The organism is Pseudomonas sp. 37 R 15, assembly GCF_900004865.1.
Taxonomy (GTDB): domain Bacteria; phylum Pseudomonadota; class Gammaproteobacteria; order Pseudomonadales; family Pseudomonadaceae; genus Aquipseudomonas; species Aquipseudomonas fluorescens_AM.
In genome coordinates, this window is the sequence record NZ_CVTV01000030.1 from 101021 (window position 1) to 125199 (window position 24179).

The 24179-nt window shown below is 57.4% G+C and carries 25 protein-coding genes and 1 pseudogene; 1 reads left to right on the forward strand and 25 read right to left on the reverse strand.

Annotated elements, in window-relative coordinates:
* Positions 1 to 9: 9 nt before the first annotated feature.
* The 24 genes and pseudogenes from BFQ04_RS10430 to BFQ04_RS10545 form a co-directional block, all read right to left on the reverse strand.
* Positions 10 to 681 (reverse strand): chemotaxis protein, encoded by a 672-nt coding sequence (locus BFQ04_RS10430; protein ID WP_065950746.1) that lies wholly within the window; start codon positions 679 to 681, stop codon positions 10 to 12.
* Positions 678 to 1220, reverse strand: a complete 543-nt coding sequence (locus BFQ04_RS10435; RefSeq protein WP_065950747.1) for a PFGI-1 class ICE element type IV pilus protein PilL2 — start codon at positions 1218 to 1220, stop codon at positions 678 to 680. The genes BFQ04_RS10430 and BFQ04_RS10435 overlap by 4 nt, the downstream gene beginning before the upstream one ends.
* 106 nt (positions 1221 to 1326) lie before the next feature.
* A complete protein-coding gene (locus BFQ04_RS10440) occupies positions 1327 to 2073 on the reverse strand; it encodes a DUF5983 family protein (RefSeq protein WP_065950748.1) in 747 nt (248 codons plus the stop codon).
* A gap of 52 nt (positions 2074 to 2125) precedes the next feature.
* The gene (gene radC, locus BFQ04_RS10445) at positions 2126 to 2620 is read right to left on the reverse strand and encodes a RadC family protein (RefSeq protein WP_065950749.1); all 495 of its coding nucleotides are present in this window, start codon (positions 2618 to 2620) and stop codon (positions 2126 to 2128) included.
* 100 nt (positions 2621 to 2720) lie between these two features.
* Positions 2721 to 2978, reverse strand: a complete 258-nt coding sequence (locus BFQ04_RS10450; protein WP_065950750.1) for a hypothetical protein — start codon at positions 2976 to 2978, stop codon at positions 2721 to 2723.
* 71 nt (positions 2979 to 3049) lie between these two features.
* On the reverse strand, positions 3050 to 3631 hold the full coding sequence (locus tag BFQ04_RS10455) for an STY4534 family ICE replication protein (RefSeq protein WP_065950751.1): 582 nt from the start codon (positions 3629 to 3631) through the stop codon (positions 3050 to 3052).
* A 907-nt stretch (positions 3632 to 4538) separates the two neighbouring features.
* Positions 4539 to 6505: pseudogene (locus tag BFQ04_RS10460) on the reverse strand (DNA topoisomerase III).
* Positions 6506 to 6729: 224 nt separating this feature from the next.
* The gene (locus tag BFQ04_RS10465) at positions 6730 to 7200 is read right to left on the reverse strand and encodes a single-stranded DNA-binding protein (RefSeq protein ID WP_065950752.1); all 471 of its coding nucleotides are present in this window, start codon (positions 7198 to 7200) and stop codon (positions 6730 to 6732) included.
* A complete protein-coding gene (locus BFQ04_RS10470; protein ID WP_065950753.1) occupies positions 7197 to 7715 on the reverse strand; it encodes a DUF3158 family protein in 519 nt (172 codons plus the stop codon). Before BFQ04_RS10470 ends, BFQ04_RS10465 begins: the two co-directional genes overlap by 4 nt.
* On the reverse strand, positions 7712 to 8467 hold the full coding sequence (locus tag BFQ04_RS10475) for a PFL_4669 family integrating conjugative element protein (protein ID WP_065950754.1): 756 nt from the start codon (positions 8465 to 8467) through the stop codon (positions 7712 to 7714). Before BFQ04_RS10475 ends, BFQ04_RS10470 begins: the two co-directional genes overlap by 4 nt.
* Positions 8468 to 8686: 219 nt before the next feature.
* Complete coding sequence (locus tag BFQ04_RS10480; protein WP_065950755.1) at positions 8687 to 9877, reverse strand: STY4528 family pathogenicity island replication protein; 1191 nt, start codon at positions 9875 to 9877, stop codon at positions 8687 to 8689.
* Positions 9874 to 10422, reverse strand: coding sequence for a DUF2857 domain-containing protein (locus tag BFQ04_RS10485; RefSeq protein ID WP_065950756.1), 549 nt, complete (start codon positions 10420 to 10422; stop codon positions 9874 to 9876). The genes BFQ04_RS10480 and BFQ04_RS10485 overlap by 4 nt, the downstream gene beginning before the upstream one ends.
* A complete protein-coding gene (locus tag BFQ04_RS10490; RefSeq protein WP_065950757.1) occupies positions 10419 to 12005 on the reverse strand; it encodes a ParB family protein in 1587 nt (528 codons plus the stop codon). Before BFQ04_RS10490 ends, BFQ04_RS10485 begins: the two co-directional genes overlap by 4 nt.
* A 14-nt stretch (positions 12006 to 12019) precedes the next feature.
* Positions 12020 to 12229 (reverse strand): hypothetical protein, encoded by a 210-nt coding sequence (locus BFQ04_RS10495; protein ID WP_065950758.1) that lies wholly within the window; start codon positions 12227 to 12229, stop codon positions 12020 to 12022.
* A gap of 83 nt (positions 12230 to 12312) precedes the next feature.
* The gene (locus BFQ04_RS10500) at positions 12313 to 13155 is read right to left on the reverse strand and encodes a ParA family protein (protein WP_065950759.1); all 843 of its coding nucleotides are present in this window, start codon (positions 13153 to 13155) and stop codon (positions 12313 to 12315) included.
* A 4-nt stretch (positions 13156 to 13159) separates the two neighbouring features.
* The gene (locus BFQ04_RS10505; protein WP_065950760.1) at positions 13160 to 13390 is read right to left on the reverse strand and encodes an AlpA family transcriptional regulator; all 231 of its coding nucleotides are present in this window, start codon (positions 13388 to 13390) and stop codon (positions 13160 to 13162) included.
* Between the two features lie 101 nt (positions 13391 to 13491).
* The gene (locus tag BFQ04_RS10510; protein ID WP_065950761.1) at positions 13492 to 14244 is read right to left on the reverse strand and encodes a hypothetical protein; all 753 of its coding nucleotides are present in this window, start codon (positions 14242 to 14244) and stop codon (positions 13492 to 13494) included.
* A gap of 467 nt (positions 14245 to 14711) precedes the next feature.
* Positions 14712 to 15389, reverse strand: a complete 678-nt coding sequence (locus tag BFQ04_RS10515) for an energy-coupling factor ABC transporter permease (RefSeq protein ID WP_003410918.1) — start codon at positions 15387 to 15389, stop codon at positions 14712 to 14714.
* A 72-nt stretch (positions 15390 to 15461) separates the two neighbouring features.
* Positions 15462 to 15902, reverse strand: a complete 441-nt coding sequence (locus BFQ04_RS10520) for a nitrile hydratase accessory protein (protein ID WP_065950762.1) — start codon at positions 15900 to 15902, stop codon at positions 15462 to 15464.
* Complete coding sequence (gene nthB / locus BFQ04_RS10525; RefSeq protein WP_065950763.1) at positions 15899 to 16552, reverse strand: nitrile hydratase subunit beta; 654 nt, start codon at positions 16550 to 16552, stop codon at positions 15899 to 15901. The genes BFQ04_RS10520 and nthB overlap by 4 nt, the downstream gene beginning before the upstream one ends.
* 20 nt (positions 16553 to 16572) lie before the next feature.
* On the reverse strand, positions 16573 to 17199 hold the full coding sequence (nthA, locus tag BFQ04_RS10530; RefSeq protein WP_065950764.1) for a nitrile hydratase subunit alpha: 627 nt from the start codon (positions 17197 to 17199) through the stop codon (positions 16573 to 16575).
* 188 nt (positions 17200 to 17387) lie between these two features.
* Positions 17388 to 18902 (reverse strand): amidase, encoded by a 1515-nt coding sequence (locus BFQ04_RS10535; protein ID WP_003410911.1) that lies wholly within the window; start codon positions 18900 to 18902, stop codon positions 17388 to 17390.
* A 337-nt stretch (positions 18903 to 19239) separates the two neighbouring features.
* Positions 19240 to 20109 (reverse strand): transporter, encoded by an 870-nt coding sequence (locus BFQ04_RS10540; RefSeq protein WP_065950765.1) that lies wholly within the window; start codon positions 20107 to 20109, stop codon positions 19240 to 19242.
* A 141-nt stretch (positions 20110 to 20250) separates the two neighbouring features.
* The gene (locus BFQ04_RS10545; RefSeq protein ID WP_065950766.1) at positions 20251 to 21297 is read right to left on the reverse strand and encodes an aliphatic aldoxime dehydratase; all 1047 of its coding nucleotides are present in this window, start codon (positions 21295 to 21297) and stop codon (positions 20251 to 20253) included.
* Positions 21298 to 21884: 587 nt separating this feature from the next.
* Here BFQ04_RS10545 and BFQ04_RS10550 point away from each other — a divergent pair.
* Positions 21885 to 22820, forward strand: a complete 936-nt coding sequence (locus BFQ04_RS10550) for a helix-turn-helix domain-containing protein (protein ID WP_065950773.1) — start codon at positions 21885 to 21887, stop codon at positions 22818 to 22820.
* 417 nt (positions 22821 to 23237) lie between these two features.
* On the opposite strand, the gene BFQ04_RS28475 is transcribed toward BFQ04_RS10550, so the two are convergent.
* Positions 23238 to 24091 (reverse strand): IS5 family transposase gene (locus BFQ04_RS28475; RefSeq protein WP_139111911.1). Its coding sequence is split into 2 segments (ribosomal slippage): positions 23238 to 23735 and positions 23738 to 24091, totalling 852 coding nucleotides; the frame shifts between segments, so codons are not numbered across the junction.
* Positions 24092 to 24179 lie beyond the last annotated feature (88 nt).

Below are 24179 nucleotides of genomic sequence, written 5' to 3' on the forward strand. Positions count from 1 at the left end.
GATCACTACTCAAGGGAGGTGCACAGTCTGATCTGGCTGAGCGGCCACCGCAAAGATGGCTGAGTTCGGCTCCAATCTTTTCAGGCGCCAGGCCCCTTGCTGCTCACCGCTATGTAGCAGCCGGACATCCGTGAGCGAGCGACTGTCATGAGGTGCGACCGCCAGAAAGCGCTCACCACCGCGGGACTCGATACTCAATACTGAAAACGGTGGCGAGAGCGGGGTGGGTTTGGGGCGAGCGGTCTTTTTCGGTTTCGTCGCAGAAGGCGTCGGCGATGGGGGTGATTGCTGGGTCTTGTGCTCCAGAAGCTGCTGCTCGACCTGTTCAAGGCGCGCGCTCAGCGCTGTCAGGTCTGCCTGGGTGGCGCGGGCTGCGAGACCATCGCGCAGTTCCTGTATCTCTTGCGCCCACTGATCCAACATCGGATCGAGGATATTGACCTGTTGCTCACCAGTATCGACCATCTGCTTCAGGTCTTTCAGCGCGTACTGTAGCTTTTCCTGTGCATCCTTGAGGGCGTCTGAATCACGTTGCAGGGTGCCCAGTGCTTGTCGGTATTGCGTGTTCGTGCTCTGCAGTTCTGTCATGCGTTGATATTGGTTGTACAAACCACCGCTCAGCCCGGCGACCGCGAGGCAAACTAACCCGACAATTAGGGTTTGGCACGTCGTGGCTTTCATGGCCGCGCCTCCGATCGATGGGGCAAAACGGGTGTGATCAACACGTTGCCAGCATCCGTTTTCAGCTGTACGAAGCACACCGAACGGCCGACTTCATCGGTGGTGAGTTGCCAAGCGGGGCCAGCCAGCACTTGTAACGCGCGGTGCAAAGGAATTGGACCAAGCCGGTAATGAGCCGCGGGCAGTGGCCGGGTGAACAGCACCTTCACCGATGAGGTCACGGGGCAGAGCGAATAGCCCGTACGCTGCAATACGTAATGCAATGCATCCTGCACTGAAGGGTTCAGGCTGGACGGGATGCTCACGTCAATGATTTGAGCAAGAAGATCGCGTTGTTCCGTGGTTGGCTCGGTACTGACAAGCGTGTAGCGGCCATAGCGAAGCTCTGCCGGATGGCTTGCTTCGGATATGCCCTTCAAGTGCTGGGCCCGATTGGAGCCGCCATCGATCTCTGGATAGGACGGCATTGGGTTAGGGGTTGACGTGGTGCAGGCACTCAACAAACCCAGCAGGCAGACAGGCGTGAAAAAACGCTCCATGGAAGAAACCTCATGTCAGATTCAGTGCAGAGCCTGACATGAGGCGAAAGAGTGATTCAGCGAGGAAGTCGATTCAAGGAAGGTCGTGTTAACGCCGAACACGTTGCTATTCATCAAAAATGGCGAGCCCATTCAAGACGGGAGCGTCGGGGTCGAAGATCAACAATCGCACATCCGCTAATGCCGCCAGATACAGTAAGTTGACCAAGGCTGCCGGGGTACCGGCATCGAGTTGCTCTTGCCTCAGCGATGAGTAAGGGAGGCCCTCGATTTTCGCCAGGTTATCGTCAGTCCAGGGTGTGCCGATCAGTTTGCAACCGATGCCATTGCAGCCCGCTAAGGCAAAGGGTTCGAACAGCAGGCCGGTTGGTCTGGGGTCAAAATTACCAGCCCGTACCTTCAGATAGCCCAATGCTTCTTCAGTGAGGTGTGCAGTGCTGATTTCCCAGGCTCGGCTGTAGTGCCCAGTCTCGAAACTCAAGCGATGGACCACGGACTTGGCTTCGTCCAACGAATCAAAGTCGCCGACGTGTAACTGCTCGTCGAACACGTCGCCCACTACGGCATAGATTACCTGGTGCACCAACCCGTTGGACGGGCAGCAACCAGCCAATTCATTCAGAATGAATTGGCCTTCACTGATCAAAGCGAAATCATCACTGAACACGCAGTAGACCAGTTGCAGCATATCGTCGGCTAGATGTACCTGAGATTCGTGTATAGGCCGAAAGCAGGGAGGATAGCCGTCCTCGTAGACAATCAATACTCGCCGTTCGATATACAGCTTGTCGTAGCCGCGAGCAAATGGGTTTGAGGCCGTCAGCAAGCCTTGGGCTTGGTGTGTAGGGTTCATAAGTGTGCTCCAGAATGGCAATAAATAAGGCGCCCGTAGGCGCCTGTAAGAGTTAAAGCCAGCCGTATTCGGCAAGGGAGAGCGGGCGGCCTTCACCCACGATGAAGTGATCCAGTACGTGAACCTCTATCAAGGCCAGGGCCTCCTTCAACCGTGCGGTCAAGACGCGGTCCGCTTGGCTGGGTTCTGTACACCCTGAAGGGTGGTTGTGAACGAAAATGACGGCCGCTGCGTTATGCGCGAGGGCGCGCTTAACGACTTGGCGGGGATGAACGCTGGCGCCATTGATGCTTCCGTGAAAGAGGATCTCGAATGCCAGAATGCGATGGCGAGCATCGAGAAAAATCACACCGAAAACCTCATGCTCTTGAGGTGCAACATTCAGTTTTAAGTATGAGGCCACAGTGTCAGGCGACGTCAGGATAGGGCCGCGGGCGAACAGCCGACGATCCAGAATATGCAGCGCTTCGTTGATCAGCTGGTTTTCGTGGACGATACGATCAGCCTCGAAATCCGAGGTCTCAATCAGTGTGAGTTGGGTGCTCATGGTGGTACCTCCGAAGGGAATAATCAGGGGTACACGCCCGAGGGGAGTGGTATCCCCGAGGTGGATAAAGAATCGTGGGTGTTAGCCGATGACGCGCTGTTTACAGCCGAGTGAATCGGTGGCGTTGACCGTGCAGAGGTGAACCACAACCGTCGCAGGGCAATGGGGAGAAGGCTTTTATTCCCCGACCGGTTTCGGGATCGAAGTCGGCACTGATGGGCATTAACCGAACCAGTCCACGATGGATGCAGGCGATGCGTTTCTCGATTTCATCCGTCGTGTAGTAGAGCGATAACGTGCTGTAGTCCTCGTAAGCCGCAGCGAACAGGCAGTCGTCGCAAAGCCAGAAGGATTCCATGTTGACTCTCCTGTGCTGATTGAAGAAAAGGCGCTCGATTGAGCGCCTTGATGTAAAACATCGTGGATTGTTCAGGCAGACTGAACAGTACGCGTGGCGACACGGCGGGCCGTGCGGGGAGTGGGTGGAGATTCAGGTTCAATCCTGGACTCTGTTGGGTTGTCGGTATCTTCAGCTTCGGCATCAGCCGACGTTGGGGAGGACTCACTGTTTGGCGCTTGCTCAGCAGGTGCTGTTGCTTCCTGCCTGGCGGGCGCTTTGTACTCGAACGTGCCGTTGACCTTGATCCAGTCGATGAACAACAAACGACCTTTCAAACTGGCGCCCGGTTGACCCTGCTTAGCGCCTTTCTCGTAGAGAAACGGATCGATCCACAGGTCGCCGATACGGAACGACAGCAAGACCTTTTTCTCGGCTTTGACGGCGTCCATATAGAGACGAATCAAACGCTCAGCTTCGCCTCCAGCGACCTTGCAGTCGAAGCGCGTGTACTCCACCGCATCGGTAGCACCGTGCAGGGCGGCGATATCGCAGGCCATGAAGGGTTGGCCGCGGCGGACTTGTACTTCACGAACACGGTTGAGGTAGCCGATACCGACGGTGTGCAGGTTGAAGTAAGTGGTCGCTTCTTGGGAGTGGTTGGCGTGGGCCATGGTAGTTCTCCTGTTTCAAGGGAAAACGGCGACGCACAATCCCTGACGGGGAAGTGAGCCCCCGTCAGGGTGGGTAAGGTAAAGGCGAGCAATGAACGACTCGCCACCGGCAAGCCGATGACGATCAGAACGATGCGCCTTGGGGGAATAGCGGTGCAGCAGAGGAGCGTCTGCGGTGGTGATCCGCAGGCATGGAGTAGTCGGCATTCATCACCGCTGAAGCGGTAACCGCGCGAGCTTCCGAACGCTGATCGCACTTGGGTAAACCACCACGAACGTGGCGTAGCCTTGAAGGTTTTGGCTACCTGGGCTGGGCTGTCGACGACAGCGAACCACGCCCTTTGTATAAGCCTGTCACAGGGGAGCGTCAAGACGCTGCAACCCGATTTTTTTAGGCCGGAATACGGTGGAAGTCACTGGAATTAAGAAAATTAAAAAAATGAAGAGGGGGCCTGGCGGGGTGCCAGGCGAGGAAGAGAAAAGCCACCTTTGACGGTCTTACGCAGTCGACAAGCGCCTCGCAACACCTGGTTGAACTGCGCCATGATTCGCCAACCGACCCTTGTCGTGGCCTGGGTCGGAACCTGCTGGCACGCATCCGCGCACAAAGGGTGCCCCGTGTTTCCCCGGCGGGCTCCGGGACTGAATACGATCGCCGAAGTGGATGACCGCTGTTGCCGGGCAGAGGCAACAGTGGTCATCCGCTACCGTGATCAGGTCGAGCACAAAACGGGAATTAAATTCCGCAGAAGAGAAGGCTCCGAACTCTAGGAGTCCGACCGAGCTACCCGGAGCAAATCGGTCTTGGGTCGCCGTTGGCGATGATCCTGAGGCACTACAGCAGAGAGGGTGGGACGAGGTCAAGGCAGAGAACGCATCGTTCCCATGATGATCGTCCCTTGGAACATCATGAGCGACGCGTAGCTTTACTGATCGACACCGTGCCCTTGCAATCTGGGTAGCGAGAGCATGACCAGAACGGCCCTGATTTTCCCTTTCGCCTGAGCATTGACGCGTTGCACATGGGGCAGCCTGGACTCGTTTCGACCGCTATGACCAAAGTGAGCGAGCGCCAGTGTGCGACCAACTGCGCAATCCAGTTCGCCTGCTTGGCAACGAACGCATCCAGGGTCAGGCGTCCCGCTTCGATTTCGTCCAGCGCCTGTTCCCAGATTGCGCTCATACCCGGATCTGCGACTGCGGCGGGTACCGCCTCAATCAAGGTATGGGCCGCGGCGGAGGCCATCAAGGCGCGTTTTTTCTTCAGCAAATAACCGCGATCAATCAACCCCTTGATGATGCCGGCTCGCGTGGCTTCGGTACCGATACCGGTGGTGTCCCGAAGTTTCTGTTTCAGGCGTGGGTCGTTGACCAGCTTGGACACATTTTTCATGGCCTTGATCAGATCGCCTTGGTGAGAGGTTTGGGAGCGGCAGTGCGCATCGACTTGAGTTCGACATCGTCCACTGCGCACTGCGTGCCCTGTTGCAAGACCGGTAAGACTTGGGACTGGTGACTGGGCTCATCTTCCTCGGTGTTTTCGCAGAGTAAGCCTTTCCATCCCTGAACCAGGATCTGTTTGCCGACAGCGGTCAAACGCTCTTCGCCACATTCCAGTTCGACCTGGGTTCCATCAAACTCATGATGCGGAAGAAACTGCGCAAGGTAGTGGCTACGGATCAGTTCGTAGACATGGCGTTCCTGTTCGGACATCCGCACAAGGTTTGCCGGCTCGGTGGTGGGAATGATGCCGTGGTGGGCGGTGACCTTGGCATCGTTCCATACGCGAGAGCGCAATGATCGATCGAGGCTTCCGAATGCAGGTCTGAGTGCAGGATCCGTTTTGAGCAGGGCATCGAGTACTGCGGGTGCCTCGTTGAACATACTCTCTGGCAAATAGCGGCAATCGCTGCGCGGGTAGGTGGTGGCTTTGTGGGTTTCATAAAGGGCTTGGGCGATGTTCAGGGTTTCCTGGACGCCGAGCCCCAACTTGCGCGAGCAGACTTCCTGCAACGTGCTTAGGTCGAAGGGCAGGGGCGGAGGTTCTCGAAAATGCTCAGTCTGCAACGAGAGTACCGTGGCGGACTTCTCGTCGGTGATGGTTTGGACCGCGTGATGGGCAAGCGCCTGTTGCAGGCAACGCCCCGCTTCGTCCCGTCCTGAGCGTGGCGGTAACCACGACGCGATGAATCGCTGGCCCAACGACGATAGGCGCACGTCAACGGTCCAGTAAGGCACCGGGACGAAGCCGGCAATCGCCCGATCTCGATCGACCACCAGACGTAAGGTGGGTGTCTGGACGCGCCCCACCGAAAAAACGCCGTCGTAGCCTGCCCGACGACCCAGGAGGGTAAACAAACGGCTGAGGTTCATGCCGATCAGCCAGTCGGCACGGCTGCGGGCTAGGGCTGAATGATAGAGCGGGAAGGTCTCCTGACCAGACTTCAGCGAGGACAATGCTTTACGAATCGAGGTCTCGTTGAGTGCGGATAACCAGAGGCGCTCAACAGGACCTTGATACTTGCAGAGCTCCAATAACTCCCGGGCAATCATTTCACCTTCGCGGTCGGCGTCGGTTGCGATGACGACGGTGGTAGCGTCACTGAGCAGGCGTTTGATGACCTTGAACTGTGCGGCAGTCTTGGGTTTGACCTCAACCTGCCACTGCGCGGGAATGATCGGTAGATGATCCAACGACCAATTCTTGTACTGAATGCCATAAGCTTCGGGTGGGGCCGTCTCCAGCAGGTGGCCGATACACCAGGTGACGGTTGAGTCGGTGCCGATCAGGCAACCATCACCGCGCCGGTTGGCTCCGAGCACCTTGGCGATGTCACGACCCTGGGACGGTTTCTCGCAGAGGAAGAGACGCATGGAACTGCTCCGGATTGAGTTCGGAGCAGCGTTGGTGAAAACAGCAGGGGCGAGATATGAGAAACCTGAATGACAGGTTCCTCATATTAGTCGGTGAGTGCAGCTTTGAATGGGCCGAGGCTGCTACCTTGTTGTAGCGTGGGCAACAGGATGAGTCTTCACGAACAGCGAGTAATCACTGGTCGGCAACTTCGCGCAAAGGCGCAATTTTTATACCTAAGCTATTAGGCCTTAGGTGGCGGCGCTTTGCGCTTGCTGGGCTTCGACACAGTTGAAATGGTTTGCTCGGTATTTTGCCCGACGTGTTTCGCGGCTGCTGACTGCTCACTGGATCGTTCCCGCATGATCACACTATGCACCCGGTGGGGCAGGACACCGACTCGACGGGCCTCGATCTTGAAGGTCACCCGCGCGTTGTCTTCGCTGTCCTCCCACTCATCGCGCACCGTACGACCTTCGACCAGCACGCGCATGCCTTTCTGGTACAGCGTGCTCCAGTGTTCAGCCTCACGGTGCCAGAGCTCAACTGGTGCCCAATAGCCACCTCGATCTTCATAGCTGCCTTCGCGTGGTACGGGGTTGTCGAAGTACACATTCAGCCGCAGCAAACGCCGTGGCTCGTCATTGCCTGATGGAAATTCCTGGAACTCTGGCGCACTGCCGATATTGCCTTCACCGACGAAAAAAGTACTCATCGTGATACCTCCACTGGGGGTGTGAACTGGCGCAGCAGCCGTTCGGCACTGGCCATTTTGATCGCGCATGTCGTGGCCTGGCGGTAGAGTGAATGCACCACGCTCATCTGCAGGTTCAGTGCAATGCGCTCGCATTCGAAACGGTGCAATCTCTCGCGTACGGCCTGCGGCACGGCGTTGTTGCAGATCTGGCGTTCCCACACCGCAACCCCCATGCGGGCAAAGTCACGGCTGCGCCAACGCAAAAAGGTGCTGCCAGCACCGGTGTTCTGGAGCACCAATCGAATATCCAGCAGCGAGTAAGGGGGCTGTCCGGCTTGCTGCACCACAGCCTCCATCAGGTGACATAACTGCGCCTCGATTTCCCTCGCCACCTGCGCCAGGTGCTCCAATTCCCCCTTACCCTTAAAAGGTTTTAAAAGGCCTTTTAGGGAGGCTGCGTGTTCGAGCTGTCGATAGGCATCCGGTGTCAACGCGTCGAAGGGCAATGGGTGAGCCGGGTTCATGGGATTCATGCTTCGCCCTCTAGCTCATTCACTGTTGCGGACGACGCTTCCACGTCCTCTGCCAACGCGTCAGCGTCATCCACTGGCACAGCACCACGACGAATGATTGGCGGCGCGAACTGGGAGCGGCGATGACCCTCAAGGATGTCCATGGGGGGTAAACCCATCTTCTCGATGGCCGCTATTGCACGGGCGCTGTTCGCCGCCATGTCATCGCGTGTGACGCCGGCATGCCGATAGCGCTGGGCCTGGGCGAACAGACTGCGCAGCAGATGGGCGCCGTCGTCGATCCAGGCTTCCATGTCGATGCGGCCGATCAGGGCGGTGTGATGGGCTAATAGAGTCTGGCGTACCAGGGTGTCGTAGTCGGTCAGTAGGTAGACAGCGAGAAAGCCCAGCTGGCTGCCGATGTACAACGGCAAGGTGACGGGGTGGATGTTGAGGTTGTCGCCCATGTCGATCTGTGTCGGCAGGTCCTGCCTGATTCGGTCCAGCTGTTGGGTCAGTTCCCGCATCCCAGCCTTGGCCTGCATCAGTTTTTCTTCGAGTTGCACGATGGCCCAGTCGGCATAGGGATCGTCCTGGGCCGCGGTTTGCTTGATTAGGTTGGTGACACTGATGTAGCCGGCCATGCCCATGATCGAGTGGACGCCTTCGCGGGCGGCCCGACCTTGCCAGATACGGGCGGCGTGGTGGGTGTGCAGGGTCAGGGTGATGCTGCTGCGCAATGAACCCAGATTGAGTTGATAGTGATCGGCCACGGTGTTGTCCTCGCATTCGCTTGGACAGGAACGTTGCGACAGATGAGGGTCAAGGACAGCCAAAAAGCTGAATGCGGTCTGTTCGGTTTGGTTTAAGAGGGTTAACTATGGAGACATCAGTGGGAGAAGATGTCCCGGCTTTTCCCTAAATGTTTCATAGTTTGGTCCAATGTGTTCGTAGAGTAGAACTCCATGGATTTGATGCCACTGGCATCAAATCTACTGACGTCCACCGCGTTTGCCGCTCAGTTGGCGCAGCTCACTCAGGCACGCTTGGGCAACGGCAGAAGCGGGTTCGCCCTGTTGTCGAGATGGCCGCGAGGGGGCGGGTGGGGGCGGTTCTGCAATGGGTGACGGTTCGGCCTGACATGCCCAAGGACGAAAGTCGCCGTTCAGTGCGCGCTGGATCAGGCCCATCAGATACGCCGCTGGCTTGCGGATCCCACCGGCCGCACAGCGTGCCCCCGCTTCGTTGAGCACCGCCTGACGAACCGCGGGTTTGAGCTTGTTCAGCGCCACAGCGATGGCCTGACGCTCGCTTGGGCTCAGGTGCAGCGCAGTGGGCCAGTGCAGGTTATCCACCGCTGGGGTCGCGCGCGGTACTGTACAAATACTTTCTTTTAATACAGTACAGGCGGCGTTCGGATTCCGAACGGTGCCGGAAACACTGGCGTTCAGACTCGGTTCGGAATCCGAACGAGGGCCTGCACGATTCCGAACGAGGGCATTTTCTCCCGGTTCGGAATCGTGCAGAGCGGCATCGGTTGCCGGATCCAATCCTTGCTGCGCCCAAAGTTCACCCCAACTGTCGAGCCGCGTCGGCAGTCGATCCCGATCAATATTCGTGTCTTGGCGGACTTCCTCCACAACGTGCTGGGCGACAATACGTACCGCCTTGGCGGCATGACCGAGGGCATGTCCGACCAGCGCCAGGTAATCCTGATCCAGTTCCATGGCTTCGGCGGGAGTTAACGGCTCATCGTGCAGAACGTACAGCGAACCTTGGATACGTCCGCTGAGCTGATCGCGTCCACGACTCACCAAACTGAGCCAGCGCGTCAACCTGAGCATCGTCAACACCCGAGAAATGGTTTCACGGGAGGCTGACGCACCGTAGGGCACGCTTGATAGGTAAGGCTGCAAATCCTCATAGCGCGGTGTGACCACGCCCTGACCGTGCAGCATGAGCCGAAACACCTGCCAGGCATTCCGTTCCAATGGCGTCAGCCGATTATCCAATAGCAGCCGACGTGGTACGACTTCGTGTGATTGGCCGCTGAACAAAAAGCCCGCCTGTAGAGCCTGGTTGGAGGGCTGTTCAGTGGTGGGGCGTGCGGGCCAGCGGTCACTTAGTTGCTGGGTGCATTGCTGCAGGACACGCTGCCAGCGACTGGACGGGGCAGTGTTCATGCGCCGTTGCTGTACTGGTCGATCTGCAGCCACACGATGGTCAAGCTGATCTGTTGCTCTTCGGCCAGCATCATCATGGCGTCGAGCTGATCCTCGGAACCGTCCTGAGTGCGTAGCTGGCACCATCGCTGCCAGAGCGCATGTTCCTGGGCTTCGCTCAAATGTTGAGGACGGCCCTTACGGGTTTCTATTTTGAGCAGACGCCGACGCAGGGCGGTTTCGGAATGCGCCAGGCCGAAGCGCTGATACATGATGGTGCTGCTGGCGCCGAGCTTGAGCGCTCGATTGATCAAGCGCTCGTTCTGCTCGTCGCGCTCGGCTTGTTCGATCAACCGGTGCAGCACCGGCGAGTCGATCTTGACCTCTACCCAGGGTACGGTGGCATGGGCCAGGCGTGACAGTGTGGTGGGCGGTAGGGATTGCAGCAGGAAGATGTCGTCCTCACCCAGTCCGAGTGCTTTGCAGCGCTGCAGGTTGCCCTGGCGCAACTCGTGTAGCACCTGGGTCAGCATGGCCTGGTTGAGCACGTTGAAGGACAGGTTCATGGCAGCTCCTTCGGTGACTCATCTTCAGGGGTAAGCGTTACGTCGATCAGGCGACGGGCCAGGCGGATCAACCGATACAGTTTGATGAGCAGACTGTCGGGCAATCGCTCCAGTCCCACATCCACGGCGGGACGATCTGTCAGCGGAAGTTGATAGATCCCCAACAACAACTGGCCGAACAGCGCTGACGGCAGTTGCTTACGATCTTCCCAGTTGACCTCGTCTTGAGCGCGCAGCAGGGCCAGGAGCAGTAGGTGAACGCCGGCCGCGCGAGGCACTGCAAGATCAACTCGCTCGATGTTCAGGGCGAAGCCCAAGCCATGCTGCTGGTCGATGATGCTCTCGGGATGTCCGGCATAGGCCGCCATTTCCCGCGCCAGTGTGGCAATGGCGGATCGCAGTTGTTCGGGGCTATCCAGTGCTGGTGCGATGGTCCAGATGTCGTCGATCGTGCCGGCTTCGAAGGTCGGTAATGCTTCAGTGGCAGTCTCGCGATCGATCTGTTCGCGAATCAGTTGAACGCGAGACGGAGGACTGACTGCTGATACGGCATTCGTTTGGGGCGGTGTGAGCGGTTCCTCTCGCGTTGGTTCGGTCTGGGGCCTAGTTTCAGTTGATTTGGGATGGGACTCGGAGGAGGGAGCTCCTGCCGCGGCGACATCAACGCTCGGCAGATGGTTGTTCTCCGAAGGCGTGGTGACGACAACGCCGGGCGTCGAGATGACCTGCTGGGTGTCGCTCAGTTCCAAGGCCAACATACGGTAGGACTGTCTGAGCAAGTGGCTCATGCGTTCGAGCAGTTCATCCTGAAGCGGCTCAAGATCGAATGACTCGGGTTCGGCATCAAAGTAACCCAGGGTCTCGAGCCAAAAATCGGCGAACGCAACGGGGGCGGTTGGATATCGGTTCCAGGTTCGTTCAGCCTGGCTACGTAGACCGATCAGGCGCTCTATTTGAGGTTTGCCCAAACCGGCATACAGGGTTTGTGGAATGGCGGGCAATAAGTGTTCGAGGGTGTCCAGCATTCGGCTGATGTGCGACTGCGAAATCGGATAGCCTCCAGCGGCAAGATGTCGTGCCAACTCACGTTGCGAGAGCACCGCTCCCTCTGCTTCGAGCATGGTTTTGAGTTTGGCCACCGCCAGAGCCCGTTCGATGAACGTGAGTTGGCCGTGCAGATCGCTTTCGGCCAGATGGCCGAGTAGGGCGGTGAGTTCATTGGTCCAGGGCCGGAACAGGCAATGAATGCGAAAGAAACGCTCATCGCGGGTTTCCTGCCACAGCTCGCCGAGAATTGCCAAGCGCGTATTGCCGCCGTTGCGGATGATGAAATAGGTTTCACCCGGGCGGCGGGTAATCGGTGGCGGTTGATCCAGCCCGCGTTCACGGATTGAGGCCTTGATATCGTCGTACAGCGGATTACGGATGAAACGCGGGTTGTGTTCGTAGGGCCGCAACTGCTCCAGCGTGACCAACATAGGCGTGTCAGCAAGTGGATCGGACAGCCGCTCCAGTTCCGGCCCTCGAGGGAAATGGTCCCGTTGCAGCTTGTCGGTGATCTCCTCCTGACTGAGCTTCTTCATTTGAACTGCCTCAGTTAACGCCGGTTGCGCAAATGGTCACCGACCTCGAACTTGACGATCTCGGCAGTGCCCGAACCTTCGAAATGTTGGGAAAGTTCTGCGAGGAACCAGCCCACGGCCGAGCGCCCACCCTGCAGGCGAAAGACCACGGTGCAGTACTCCTCACAGGGTGGGTGGTGTGGTTGAGTGGACGGTGGAACGATGATGGGAAGTTGATCCAACATCAGAAAACTCCTAGCCAAACGGTTGGCCTCAAGATCGATCAAACACAATGCCGGGGTGAGAAGTGCCGGCTTGGTGATTTGTCTCATTGAACCTCCGCGCATCGGCTTACCGAAGAGATCGCTTTGTGCCATTCCGGAAGCAACTCAATGGCCAGCGCTTGCATGGTTTCCAGCGCAGATGGCGAGCGTCGCTCCCGTGACTGGCGTGTCTCGACTCTGTGGACCGGCAGGCCAAGAGAGGCCGCATTGAGATAAGCCACTCGGTCTGAAACTACGGTGTCTAGAACCGATACGTTGTTAGCCCCAGCAAAGGTCTCGCGCAGGCCACGGATGATCATCCGGGTGTCCACTCGAATGGCATTCACCTGGTTCAGTAGCAGTCGTAAGGGTGGGGGTGGAATGCCCAGGTGGCGGAAAGGTTCGAGTTCGCTGAGTAGCTTCAAGGTGCCGCGCTGCAGCTCGCGGGCGGCGAGCATTTCCGGGGTTATGGGAGAGAGGACGAGGTCGGAGGCCAGGATGGCCATCTCCAGCAGCACGCTACGCGCACCTTGGGTGTCGATCAAAAGCAGGTCGTAACGGGCGCGGAAGTTGTCGAGCAGATTGCGTAGGCGTAATCGCCCGTCAGGGGCGTGCAGCAGCAAGGTACTCAGTCGACCTTGATCGTCGTTGGAGACGATCAGATCGAGCCCTGCAATCACTGTCCTGGAAATAATCTGGGCAGGCATAGCTAGGTTGAGTGCGATGAACTCGTACGCACCGGCATCAGCCTTCTGGCTCAAGGCGTAATAGCTGGAGAGGGTGGGTTGGCTATCCAGATCCAGTAGCAGGACGCGTAGGCCTGCGTCAGCCAGTAGGCCGCCGAGATTGGCGGCTACTGTGGTTTTGCCCACCCCGCCTTTGGTGGAAACCACCGATACCACACGCATAGCATCAGGCCTGCTGATCTAAGCGTTCAACGATCCATCGTTCGATCTCCAGCGAGTCCCAACCGACTGCCCGCAAACCAATTCTTTTGGCTTGAGGGAATTTACCTTCCTTCATCAAGTTGTAGATATGAGCCCGCTTGAAGCCGGTTTTTCGCTCCACCTCGTCACGTCGCATGATGTGGCGTTCAATGTTGTCTGCGCGCGCGGGCAGGTAGTGAGCCAATTGATCAGTCATGTGGAGCACTCCATAGCACTTGCTGGGGAGTTGCCATTCAAGAACAAGATGGGTAAACGGACACCGAAAAATGCGATAGCGGGTCTCGCGGGTTTCGGTATCTACCCAGAGTCATCGATGCTGCGCCTAGCCGCCGCGAACTTTTCTTCAAGAGTACGCTGGCTAAATCCAGCTTTGTTGCGATTGTGAGCCATCAGAGCGCTGATGATGGACGCTTGGCTGGTGAAGGGTGAGTAGGGTTTACCACTCGGCGTTTTTGCTAAAAACAGGTTAACCAGAGTGCCTATCAGTTGAAGGTAGGCTCGTTCATTCCGAGCGTTTGGTTTTTTATGTTGATGGACTAGGTTTGTGAGCTTGGTGTTGTCTCTGCGAAGGGCTTGGACTTCTAGTTCTAGCTTTCCACTATGGTCTTTCACATTTTTGTAAAGTGTCTTTAGGGCATTGTTTTCTGTGATCAGCGTGTTTACTAAATCAATGTCGTTGTTGTGGAAACTTTTTCTTTCTAGCGTACTGAATAAAAAATTTGGTTTTTCCAAAGGATAGAATTTTACAAACCAGCTCTTTAGATCTACATGTCGTATTGTAACCAGAGAGGGTTCAATGTAGGCTCTAGAGGGAGTTGTGATGCCGTAGTATCCGTAAATTAGCTCTCCATGAAGGATGGCATCCCAGAGAATATCAAGTTTTTCCTGGATGCATGCGGGGACTACATGCTTCTCTGGCTGATAAATAGAGGAGGACGCCTCGCGCAGTATTTTAGATTCAAATTCTTCAAGGCCACACCAGCGCACCGCTACTTCGATAGGGCGGTAAAATATCTTAGTGCCAAGCTGTTTAGGAATATTTTCTTCCATGAAGACTCCGTGTCGTAACCATCCCATTGTCTATGGTTGGTTGTCACAGTTCTTAACTGGTCTTTTGTATTCACCGGGCTTTTCGTAATAGCTTCAATGGTTACTCTATTGACGCCTCGCCGACCTCTACCTACCTCCAGAAATGCACATCCTTACCCGGAGTACCACTTTGCATCATATACGCTAAGCAGGAACTCTATGTGCTCGTACTACACGTACGAATCTACGAGGGGCGGACAGGTTACTGTCGTCCCCAACACGACTTGGTCGAAGACCGGTCTCTTATGTATTTCTCAGTAAGCGTCCGCTAAACACACCACCGCCGGTACGGATGCCATTTCTGAAGAACATCAACTACCTCCAGTTCTGCTTGCGAGGTTTCGGTCGATTCTTGCGGTGTGTCGCCCGAGGCATTACGACCTTCGCTTACCCCGGGGACACCTGAACCTAGACCGGCTCGTGCCGTCTCAGGCGACCTGGTACAGACGGTGTTCGACCAGCGCGCTGCCACGCAGTCGGCGTGCTGCTTTCGCGCCCGCGAGCACGGCCAGATCCAGCAGCGGTTCGAGGATGACAACGGTCATGTAGGCGCTGCCGAAGGTAAGGATTGACAGTGCGTTCTCTGCCGTGAAGCCCTTCCCGTAGAAGGCCCAGAAGGCAACCCAAGCGACGATGCCTGACTGGAAAACAGTGGACAGGCCTAGTGCCTGGCGATAGTTCAGATCCACGTAGGGCGTGTCTGGCGCGATTATACGCCGCGCCAGGGCAGCAACCGCCAACAGCGGTACCAAAAGGGTGGTGACGTTCATGCCGTACTGCGGAAGGTCGAATTGAGCGAAGAACAAACCCTGGATCAGCAGGCCTAGAGCGAGACCTGCCGCCGCGGGCGCGGCGCCGAACAACAGGAACAGCGTCGAGCCGAGTATGAGATGCACCTCGGAAACGCCGACCGGTTGGTGCGGTAGTAGCTGAAAGAAGCCAAACACCAGCGACGTGGCGGCGGTGGTGCGAGCTACCAGCGAGACGGCACCTCGTTCGCCAATGGCGTCCGCGGCGAGTTTGACGGTGTAGGTGCCGACGCTTGCGGCGGTAACATAGCTCAGCCAGAGTTTTCCGGCTTCCACCAGGCCAGGTTCGATATGCATGACGATGACTCCTTGGCCGCCTCGGCGACTTGTTAGGGGAAAAATAGAGACAACAAAGAAATTGCTTCGACCTCAGCAGGCGGCTCGACTGATCGCTACGGGCTCGCGATACGGCAGATGCTCGTGGGTGTGCCCGTGGGCCGGCGGGCAGCTTGCATTGACCAGTGCCACCGGTTGTCCATGGGGGGTATTCAGGTAAGCCTGCCGCCATTCCTCGACCCGCTGTGCGATGTCTTCCATACCGGCCAGGCCGAGTGTGGTGACCATTCTTTCCATCGCCGTGATCCATTGCCGGTAGTAGGCGTCATTGACGCTTTCTCCGGGTTGCGCCGGTGCAGCCTTGATCTCTTCGCTGAACACCTGCACCCAGTCCTTCCAGGGGAACAGGCCGGCTTGGTGCAAGTGCACCAGCAGGGAAAAAGCCTGGGCCTGCCAAGGCTTGTCGAATACCGGGCCTTCATCGTCGAGAGGGAGACCGACGGTTTTGTAGTCGTGGTGCATGCTCGTGTTCATACGGCCTCCAGGTAGTTGTCCCACAGGTCAATGCACACACTGTCCGGCCGCGCGACTCCCCACAGTTCTTCAGCGCTGAAGCGCACGGCATAGACCTGCTGCGGCTGCTCGCCCAACCCGTGGGCCATCGTGTCCGGGGTGGCGAACGCTCCATGTGCAATCACGATTGAGCCAACCTTACCGCGCGCGTAGCGTGGCAGTCGGGTGTGGTTGGTAGGATTTAGGTTCTTCGTCCGCACCCGGTCACCGACTCGGAACTGACCGGGGATATCTTCTTTTGCCCGCGAGGAGGCGCCGCCGAGCACTACGGCCTCGACGATGTCCGGTGTTAACACCGTGACAGGCTGTGTCGGTGGGCTCGGTTTGGCCGTGCCCTGCAGTTCGGCGGCGCTAATGACGCCTTTTCCCGTCAGCAGGGTCTCAAAGGCGTGCAGCCAGTGCTCGTAGTAGCTCGCCTGCAGGTATTCGGCTGGTTCCATGCGTTCGATGGCGTGGCGGAATTCGTCGACGTTGAAGTACCCGCCGACGAAGAGTGAGGCGAAGAGCGGAAAAACTCTACGCTCCCAGTCATGATGGAAGATGGGTTCGTGCTCTTCCGTGAGCACTGGGCCGAAGCCATGCATACCGCCCAGGTCGTGTATACCGTTCATAGGTTTTCTCCTTCTCAGATTCAGACCACGTCATCCGGTTTCTTAGGCAGGCCGGTGCCGATCATGGAGTCGCGAGTCACGAGTTCGATCAGTTGTTCCTCGCTCCAGCCGTCAGTGCCCGCCGGACGTTCCGGTAGTACCAGATAGCGCAGCTCAGCGCTGCTGTCCCAGACGCGAACTTCCTTGTCATCGGGAATCGTCAGACCGAACTCGGCCAGCACGCTGCGCGGGTCGATGACTATTCGTGAGCGATAAGGCGCAGACTTGTACCAGACTGGTGGCAGACCCAGGGTCGGCCAGGGGTAGCAGGAGCACAGTGTGCACACCGTCACGTTGTGCACGGCCTGGCTGTTCTCCACTACCACCATGTCTTCGCCCTGAACCCCGGAAAAGCCCAACTCGGCGATGGCTGCGGTGCCATCTTCCAGCAGCCGATGTTTGTACACGGGATCGAACCAGGCCTTCGCTATCACTTGGGCGCCGTTGCGGGGGCCGACCTTGTGTTGGTAGGTGTCCACCAGCGCGTCCATGGCCATGGAGTCGACCAACCCCTTTTCCGTCAGCAGGGATTCGAGCGCCTTGACGCGCAGCTCGATGGCCTCCGGAGGCTCAGTGTGATCGTGATGATGTTCGTGTGTGTGGCTCATGTCTTTGCCCCCTATAGAAGTTGATGAAATCGCCACCAGCATTACTCACCGGTGAAGATCCGTTCGCCACGCGTCGAAATGGATACTTGGGATAAAGGTGTACTCATCGGTTGTTTCCTCATCTGCCTATACGGATGAACAGCAAACGTTCGACGCGCGACGTTTTGTGAGTCTGCGGTGGAGCAGGCTTACAGCGTCTGCCAATCGACAGAAGCCTCGAATGCGGCTGCCGCTTGATAGAGGGTGCCTTCGGCATAATGCTTGCCGACCAACATCAGACCCACTGGCAGCCCGTCCACCAGGCCACAAGGGATCGACATGGCCGGGTGACCCGTAATGTCTTGAGCGGCAGTGTTGCCGAGCATCTCCAGCGCCCGGGAGACGTTCTCGGTGATCGAGCAACCCGGTTCAGGCAGCGGCTGGGCGATGAGCGGTACCGTCGGCATGACCAGCAGGTCGTAGGTGTCCAGCGCCTTGTCATAACCGGCTCGGGCAACGCGTGCGATGTTCTGCGCCTTGGCGTAGTAACGGCCGTTGTAACGCTCCAGACCAAACTGGCCGACGAACATGCAGAGCTTGAGCGACGGGGACAATGCATCCGCCTGATTGCGCCAGCCGGCCTGTTTGTCCAGTAGCCTAACGTCGTACAGCCCCTTCCAGTTAAAACCTGCGCCATTGCCGTGCATCATCTGCATTGTCAGGCCTTCGCAACCGATAGGGCTCCACAGCGATCCCGCCAGGTTGTGTTCGGGAACGGATACTTCCTCGACGACGGCGCCCAATGCCTCGAATTTTGCGATGGCGCCGCGTACTTTCTCTGCGACGCGTGGGTCCTGGTTGGCGAGTTGAAAGCCTTCCAGCAGGATCCCGATCTTGAGTCCGCTTACGCCTCGCTCCAGATAGTCACTATAGCTGTCGACTTTAGGCGCAGCCTGGCGTGGATCGAGTCCATCCGCTCCGGCCATGACTTCGAGCATGAGTGCGTTATCGCGTACGTTGCTTGTCATGGGGCCGACGTGATCGAAAGTGGCTTCAATCGCCATGACACCGGTGTAAGGCACTAAACCCCAGGTGGGCTTCATGCCATAAATGCCGCACCACGCTGCAGGAATACGGGCAGAGCCACCCTGGTCACCGCCAATGGCCAGATCAACCTCGCCTGTGGCCACCAGCGCCGCGCTGCCGGAGGACGAACCGCCCGTTGCGAAACCATGGCGCAAAGGGTGGTGCACGGGAGCTGGGTCTGAGGTATGGCTACCACCGGAGAGGCAGTAGTGTTCACAGGTGGCTTTACCAAGGATAGTTGCTCCGGCGTCCAGCAAGCGCGTCACCACGGTGGCGTCAAACGAGGGTACGAAACCCTCCAGTGGCGCGGCGCCGTTCATCATAGGAACACCGGCTAGAGAGATATTGTCTTTGAGCGCGACGGTCTTGCCGACCAACTTGCCTGAACTGGCACCCATCACCTCGGTCTTGTAGTACCAGGCGTTTAGCGGGTTTTCCGTGCCTGAAGGGCTATGAACAGGACCGCGCTCGTAGCGCACTGGAGGGGTAAAATCGGGTAACTCGTCGACCAGGTCGTACGCATCAAAACTTGACTGCATGAGTGCCAGATATTCACCGGCTTGTTCTGGAGTCAACGCCATATTCAGCCGACCGGCGATGTCCAGAAGTTGATCAAGGGTGGGGCGAAGAATTGCCATAGTGGGATCCTGTCATTAGTCCGAACAGCCCCTATACAAGGCGCTTCGGAAATGGGTTGTACGATTTTTTTGGTGGTTGCCGCGCAAATTAATGGTTCGGCGACGGCAACGCGGTAATTGGGGTCGAGCAACTAAAGTAAGCTGGAGCCTTGACTGCTGCTTGGTTGGGCAGGACAGGTGCTTGGTTGAGCAGGACAGCCCGATATCGGATGTTTTAGTTCAATACTGTGTTCGGCGCGTCGGGATACAAGTAGATCCTCTTGCTCGACGGATCCAAGGTAGATCCGCCTGTGCTCTTCCGCTTGGCTGAACAGGACGCCCGTTATGCCTATTACGCTCAGAACACTTTCAGGAGCCGCAGGTTGAGGCGCGCATCTTCCTTGAACCCTTGCTCGACCTCTATGTCCTTGCCGATCTGGGCTTGGATTTGCAGTGTTGGCTCAATAAAGTGCGTCACGGTGAAACGAGCATAAGAAGTGGAAACGCCGTTGTGCTGATCAATGCCGTCCACGGTGGTCGCGGAACCGCTGATGTATCCAGCGCCGACTGCGAAGGTGGTGCTCGGCGTCCAGGCGTAGCGCACCGCAGACTGGTACTCGTAGCGAGTGTCTTCTTCGAGTTTTACGCTGGTCGATCCGTAGTCATTATTGGCTGAGACCCAAGACGCCTCAGCCACGGTGTCCAGCGCCCATTTCTGGGAGAAATGGTGGATGTAGGCAGCCTGTAACGTGGCACGCCAGCGGTTCTCTCCGAGATTCAGGGCGTCGTTTTTGTCGTAGCTGCCCACTGGAATATACAAGTAAGGGGCCAGTGCAAAAACATCTTTGTTGGCGGTGGGTAATGTCCACTTTAGCGGTGCAGAGATGATCGGGTCGCCAATGCCGCGAGTGTCTCCAAGGGCGCCAATATCGCCCGAGGCGTTCATCTGACCGAAGGGCACCAGAAACTGGGGTTCCCAGGAGAGGTTCTCCGAAAGACCAATAGCGCGGACGTAACGCAGGATGCCTATGTCCGAACTGAGCTTGGCATTGTCGGAAACCTTGTGGCCATTCTGGTATTGGTCCGAGCGATCGGCATGTTGATAGTAGAGCAGCAGGGCATTGGCGCCGGCCGGCAACGGCTCGAAATCGCCCGGAGCCACTTCGATGGCCTGGGTTTTGAAAAAGGGCAACATGCCCAGTACGAGTAATGAGTGGTTCAGCTTCATGATCGAATTCCTGGCAAAAAGGGTCCCCAACCCCATGCGCTGGAGGAGAGGGACCAAAACTGTTCGGGAAGAGCTCGGTGTCAGGGCGGAATCTGCATCAAGGCCGACCCCGGTATTCCTGGTCGTGTCGGGTGTCAGTTACTAAGGCACCGCGTCGCGCAGCATTCCAGTATGCGGATGACAGTTGAGGTACTCGAACAACTGCTGGCTGCCATCCGATACCGATACCTCGTGGTACAGTCGCAGCTTCGAAAGGCCTCCGATCACGCGGAAGAACGTGGTGAAAATACGTAGGTGAGTGGGGTGGGATTCGGCCCACCGCTCCAGTTTGTCGAGTGAACGCCAGTGACCGATGTCATAGGCGATGTCGAGCAAATTGCCGTCTAGGTCGATGTTGCGGACGAAGCGGTTGCTGTAGCAACCCAGTGCTTGCCCCTCGTCGCGCAGGAAGTCCATGCCGTCCTGCAGTGGCGGCAGCATCTCGTTGAAATACAGCGCGCGTTCTTCCTCGCCAGCTTCGACCCAGTCTTGTCCGGAGCGGATCAGCGTCAGATTGTCGTGACCACGCACCACAACCCTGCCGCCCTTGGCGGGGTCGCCGGAAAGCACTTGTAATTCGCTGGTCGGCTGCATCCAGTCGGTCTGTGAGACCGCAAAGCGGTCGCGTGCCGAGCCCCAGTAGCCGTGCTCCTCGATTTCGCCGCTGATGCCGTCCATGACGGCACCGATGCCAGGCAAATCTTCCTTGAAGGCATACAGCGTCTCGAACTGCTCGGCGCGCGGCGCGATGACCTCTCGGAAATACCCCAGTCCCTCGTTCAGGCGCGCGTCATCACTCCACCAGTCGGCCACCGGCGGCGAGCGTAGCCACTGGCAATAGGCAACTGGATCACGCCAGTAGCCAACGACGATGAAATTTCCGTAACCCTGATTGTCGAGGTGGTAGGTCATGTCGTGGTTCCCCGGGCCATTGGCGAGGGCGAAGCTGGACACAATGTGGCGCATGGTCTCTAGAGCGGCGGTGCGCTGTTCTTCGCGAAATTGCACGCCGAGGTAGGCCATCACGACTTGCTGAACGCTTTCGTCAGCGCGGCCGACAAACATCGGGAAGGGGGGCTGGTAGTCGTCGTGAACCCGGCGGGACAGTGTCCGGGGACATTTGAGGTGTTTATCGATTGCAGATTCCATGGGGGCTCCGTTATTGCCGTCTCAGGCGGACGGTTAGTGGTTCAACATCCCAGTGGGTGTTGTCGTTTTTTGCTGGAACAAATCTTTTGGCGTTGCAGCACCAGCGCCCCGAGCTCCAGTAGGTAAGTGGCAAACTCTTCAGGTGCTATGTCCCACCGCTGCAAATACCAGAATGAGTCGGACAGTCGTTGCTGTTCTTGTGGATGCATGGGCCACCTCATCATTTGCGTTTGGAGGAACACGGTGTGGAGTAAAAGTTATCTAGGGGCGATGAGATGCGCTTGGCTCGAATGGACAACCGTTTGGTTAGGAAGGACAGCCACAAAAAGGGCTGGGAACTCTGATGTGCAGTTATGGTGCGGGATGCTGCGACGAGGAGCATGTTTGTCTCAAGATATGGCACCGGGATCGCTTTGGCGTATTAGGAGGATCTCCCTAAACAGCCCTCTAGCTCGGGCGTGTAAGGTGTTGGCCAGTGGTCTGTACACCCACATTCGCAAGTAAGGAGAAGGATGGCCTGCTTATTGCTGAGCTGGCTGGCAACCGGTACTACCGCCGTTTTGTTTAACCGCAGCGAGGTGAAAGCGATGAGCCAGACCAGTCAGTACTCGACCCTAGCGGTCACCGCGCCACGTCGTTTTGAGTACTGGAAAGAAGTGGTCTGTCATCACTGTCTGGAGGCAGACAGCAAACCGTTGGCGCAGAGTGATTTTGATGGTGCACTGGAGGTTCACAGCATGGGGGCGTTGGACATCTGCACGTTGTCCGCCCCCCTGCACTATTGGGAGAGGTCCGCCCAGCACCTGCGCAATGATCCCAACGATGATCTGTGGCTGGGTTTCACTCGGCGTGGTTATGGTGAACTGGAACAGGGAGAGCGTAAGGCAAAGCTGGTGGGGGACAGTTTGTTTCTTTATGACGCATCTCAGGCATTCCGTTTCAGTCTGGGGGGGGCCGAAAACCACCTGGTGCGCATTCCAAGGCAGTTGCTTAGCCAGCAATTGCCAAATATAGCGGAGTGCACCGCGGTGGTCCTCGATGATCGTCGCCCAGGGGTGACCCCGTTACGGGAGATGTTACGTCAAGCAGCGAGTCCCACTTCTAGCCTCCAAGATACGGGAATATCCAGCCGTTACTCCAACATGCTGCTCGAGCTGCTAGTGATTAGCCTGGAACTCCAGGACTTGAAGAACACGCACGAAGAGCTGGATCTGTATGGGCGGATCATGAATTATATCCATCAGTATCTGACCGAGCCGGACCTATCGCTTGAGCGCATTGCTCAAGCCCATCATGTCTCTACTCGGACCGTCACGCGCGCTTTCGCCAGGTATCAGAAATCTCCGGTCGCGGAGATCTGGAAGGAAAGGCTGCTTGCCAGTCGGGATGCCCTTGAGCGAGGTCAGGTGCGTAGTATTTCCCAGGCGGCACTAGATTTCGGTTTCTCTGATTTTTCCCATTTCAGCCATGCGTTTCGCAAGGCATTCGGTTGTGCTCCCCATACGCTTTTGCGCCGAGCTTGAAACAGACCGCATTCACCAAGCCTGAAGCCAATCCTTGAAGCCATGGGATCAATACCGAGGCATGGAGGAGTGCGCTCTTCGTGCAAATATTCAATGGGGCGCTTTTAGCCCTTGGATGTGCTTTGGGTAGAAACAACCATCAATCAACCCTGACTTATTCTATTGACCACGCCTGCTGCGTGGACTGCCAGGTGAGGAGGGCTACGCGGATGACAGGCTGGTGGGTTTCAGGACGCAATGGCAGGCTTAGCAGTTTCCGGTGCGACTGCAGGAGCGCTTGGCCAGGCTCGGTCTATACCTCAATGCCTCGAAGACACGGCTGATCGAGTTTGGTCGTTTCGCTGCGGGAAATCGTAGGAAGCGGGGGGCTAGGCAAACCGGAGACGTTGGACTTCCTGGGCTTTTCGCACTGATGTACTAGGCTTTGTACGAAAAGTACTGTCGCAAACACCGCATGGAACAAGCCAGCGAGACCATAGCCGCATAACTTCTCGCCAGCTTGTCGAAGCGGGTCACGATGCGACGGTTCTCCTTCAACCAGCCAAACATGCGCTCAATGATGTTGCGCTGTCGGTACTTGGGACGATCAAAAAGCCTCGGCAAACCGGGCTTGGGCTTGCGTTTCATGTCGCGTAACGGGATCACCGAGCGCATCCGGTAACGGTCGCAGTATTTGCGTAAAGCCTCGGCGTCATACCCCTTGTCGGCCAATAACCATTGGCAGCGTTTGCGAGGACGCCCGCGCAGGCTGGGTACAGATGCGCCATCCAGCAGGGGCTGTGCATAGGTGATGTCGCTGGCATTACCGCCCGACAACAGAAAACGCAGCGGTATTCCGTTGGAATCGCACAGCATGTGAATCTTGGTCGTCAGGCCGCCCCGGCTGCGGCCGAGCGCGTGGTCTTGCGGTTCTTCAGGCCCCCCCTTTTCCCGGCACCTGAAGAGGCTCGGGTTGCTCGCACTGCGGTGGAGTCGATCATCCAAGTCTTCAGATCGATCATGCCCTTCTCGTTCAGTTTGAGATGAAGGCGCTTGAGCATCTGATCGAACGTGCCCTGGTTACGCCAGTCCCTGAACCGCTGATAGACCGTTGACCATGGGCCAAAACGCTCGGGCATGTCCCGCCAGGCCGCGCCAGAGCAGAGCACCCACAACACACCATTGAGCATCAGGCGGTCATCGGTTCTGGGCCGGCCAGTACGCCGGTACTCCGTGAAGATATCCGCGACCAGCTCCCACGCCGCATTGGGGATTTCGTACCGTTTTGCCATCGTAATCGAGGCTCCAGCCTTTGATGGCAGCGGACTTTACCGGATTACGTCAGCAAGGAGGTTTCAAAGGATTTCGTACAGAGCCTAG

What these genes read in the sequence shown, in the direction of transcription:
- BFQ04_RS10430 (WP_065950746.1), bottom strand. Translation starts at nt 681, where the DNA reads ATGAAAGCCACGACGTGCCAAACCCTAATTGTCGGGTTAGTTTGCCTC.
- BFQ04_RS10435 (WP_065950747.1), bottom strand. Translation starts at nt 1,220, where the DNA reads ATGGAGCGTTTTTTCACGCCTGTCTGCCTGCTGGGTTTGTTGAGTGCC.
- BFQ04_RS10440 (WP_065950748.1), bottom strand. Translation starts at nt 2,073, where the DNA reads ATGAACCCTACACACCAAGCCCAAGGCTTGCTGACGGCCTCAAACCCA.
- radC (WP_065950749.1), bottom strand. Translation starts at nt 2,620, where the DNA reads ATGAGCACCCAACTCACACTGATTGAGACCTCGGATTTCGAGGCTGAT.
- BFQ04_RS10450 (WP_065950750.1), bottom strand. Translation starts at nt 2,978, where the DNA reads ATGGAATCCTTCTGGCTTTGCGACGACTGCCTGTTCGCTGCGGCTTAC.
- BFQ04_RS10455 (WP_065950751.1), bottom strand. Translation starts at nt 3,631, where the DNA reads ATGGCCCACGCCAACCACTCCCAAGAAGCGACCACTTACTTCAACCTG.
- BFQ04_RS10465 (WP_065950752.1), bottom strand. Translation starts at nt 7,200, where the DNA reads ATGAGTACTTTTTTCGTCGGTGAAGGCAATATCGGCAGTGCGCCAGAG.
- BFQ04_RS10470 (WP_065950753.1), bottom strand. Translation starts at nt 7,715, where the DNA reads ATGAATCCCATGAACCCGGCTCACCCATTGCCCTTCGACGCGTTGACA.
- BFQ04_RS10480 (WP_065950755.1), bottom strand. Translation starts at nt 9,877, where the DNA reads ATGAACACTGCCCCGTCCAGTCGCTGGCAGCGTGTCCTGCAGCAATGC.
- BFQ04_RS10485 (WP_065950756.1), bottom strand. Translation starts at nt 10,422, where the DNA reads ATGAACCTGTCCTTCAACGTGCTCAACCAGGCCATGCTGACCCAGGTG.
- BFQ04_RS10490 (WP_065950757.1), bottom strand. Translation starts at nt 12,005, where the DNA reads ATGAAGAAGCTCAGTCAGGAGGAGATCACCGACAAGCTGCAACGGGAC.
- BFQ04_RS10495 (WP_065950758.1), bottom strand. Translation starts at nt 12,229, where the DNA reads ATGTTGGATCAACTTCCCATCATCGTTCCACCGTCCACTCAACCACAC.
- BFQ04_RS10500 (WP_065950759.1), bottom strand. Translation starts at nt 13,155, where the DNA reads ATGCGTGTGGTATCGGTGGTTTCCACCAAAGGCGGGGTGGGCAAAACC.
- BFQ04_RS10505 (WP_065950760.1), bottom strand. Translation starts at nt 13,390, where the DNA reads ATGACTGATCAATTGGCTCACTACCTGCCCGCGCGCGCAGACAACATT.
- BFQ04_RS10510 (WP_065950761.1), bottom strand. Translation starts at nt 14,244, where the DNA reads ATGGAAGAAAATATTCCTAAACAGCTTGGCACTAAGATATTTTACCGC.
- BFQ04_RS10515 (WP_003410918.1), bottom strand. Translation starts at nt 15,389, where the DNA reads ATGCATATCGAACCTGGCCTGGTGGAAGCCGGAAAACTCTGGCTGAGC.
- BFQ04_RS10520 (WP_065950762.1), bottom strand. Translation starts at nt 15,902, where the DNA reads ATGAACACGAGCATGCACCACGACTACAAAACCGTCGGTCTCCCTCTC.
- nthB (WP_065950763.1), bottom strand. Translation starts at nt 16,552, where the DNA reads ATGAACGGTATACACGACCTGGGCGGTATGCATGGCTTCGGCCCAGTG.
- nthA (WP_065950764.1), bottom strand. Translation starts at nt 17,199, where the DNA reads ATGAGCCACACACACGAACATCATCACGATCACACTGAGCCTCCGGAG.
- BFQ04_RS10535 (WP_003410911.1), bottom strand. Translation starts at nt 18,902, where the DNA reads ATGGCAATTCTTCGCCCCACCCTTGATCAACTTCTGGACATCGCCGGT.
- BFQ04_RS10540 (WP_065950765.1), bottom strand. Translation starts at nt 20,109, where the DNA reads ATGAAGCTGAACCACTCATTACTCGTACTGGGCATGTTGCCCTTTTTC.
- BFQ04_RS10545 (WP_065950766.1), bottom strand. Translation starts at nt 21,297, where the DNA reads ATGGAATCTGCAATCGATAAACACCTCAAATGTCCCCGGACACTGTCC.
- BFQ04_RS10550 (WP_065950773.1), top strand. Translation starts at nt 21,885, where the DNA reads ATGAGCCAGACCAGTCAGTACTCGACCCTAGCGGTCACCGCGCCACGT.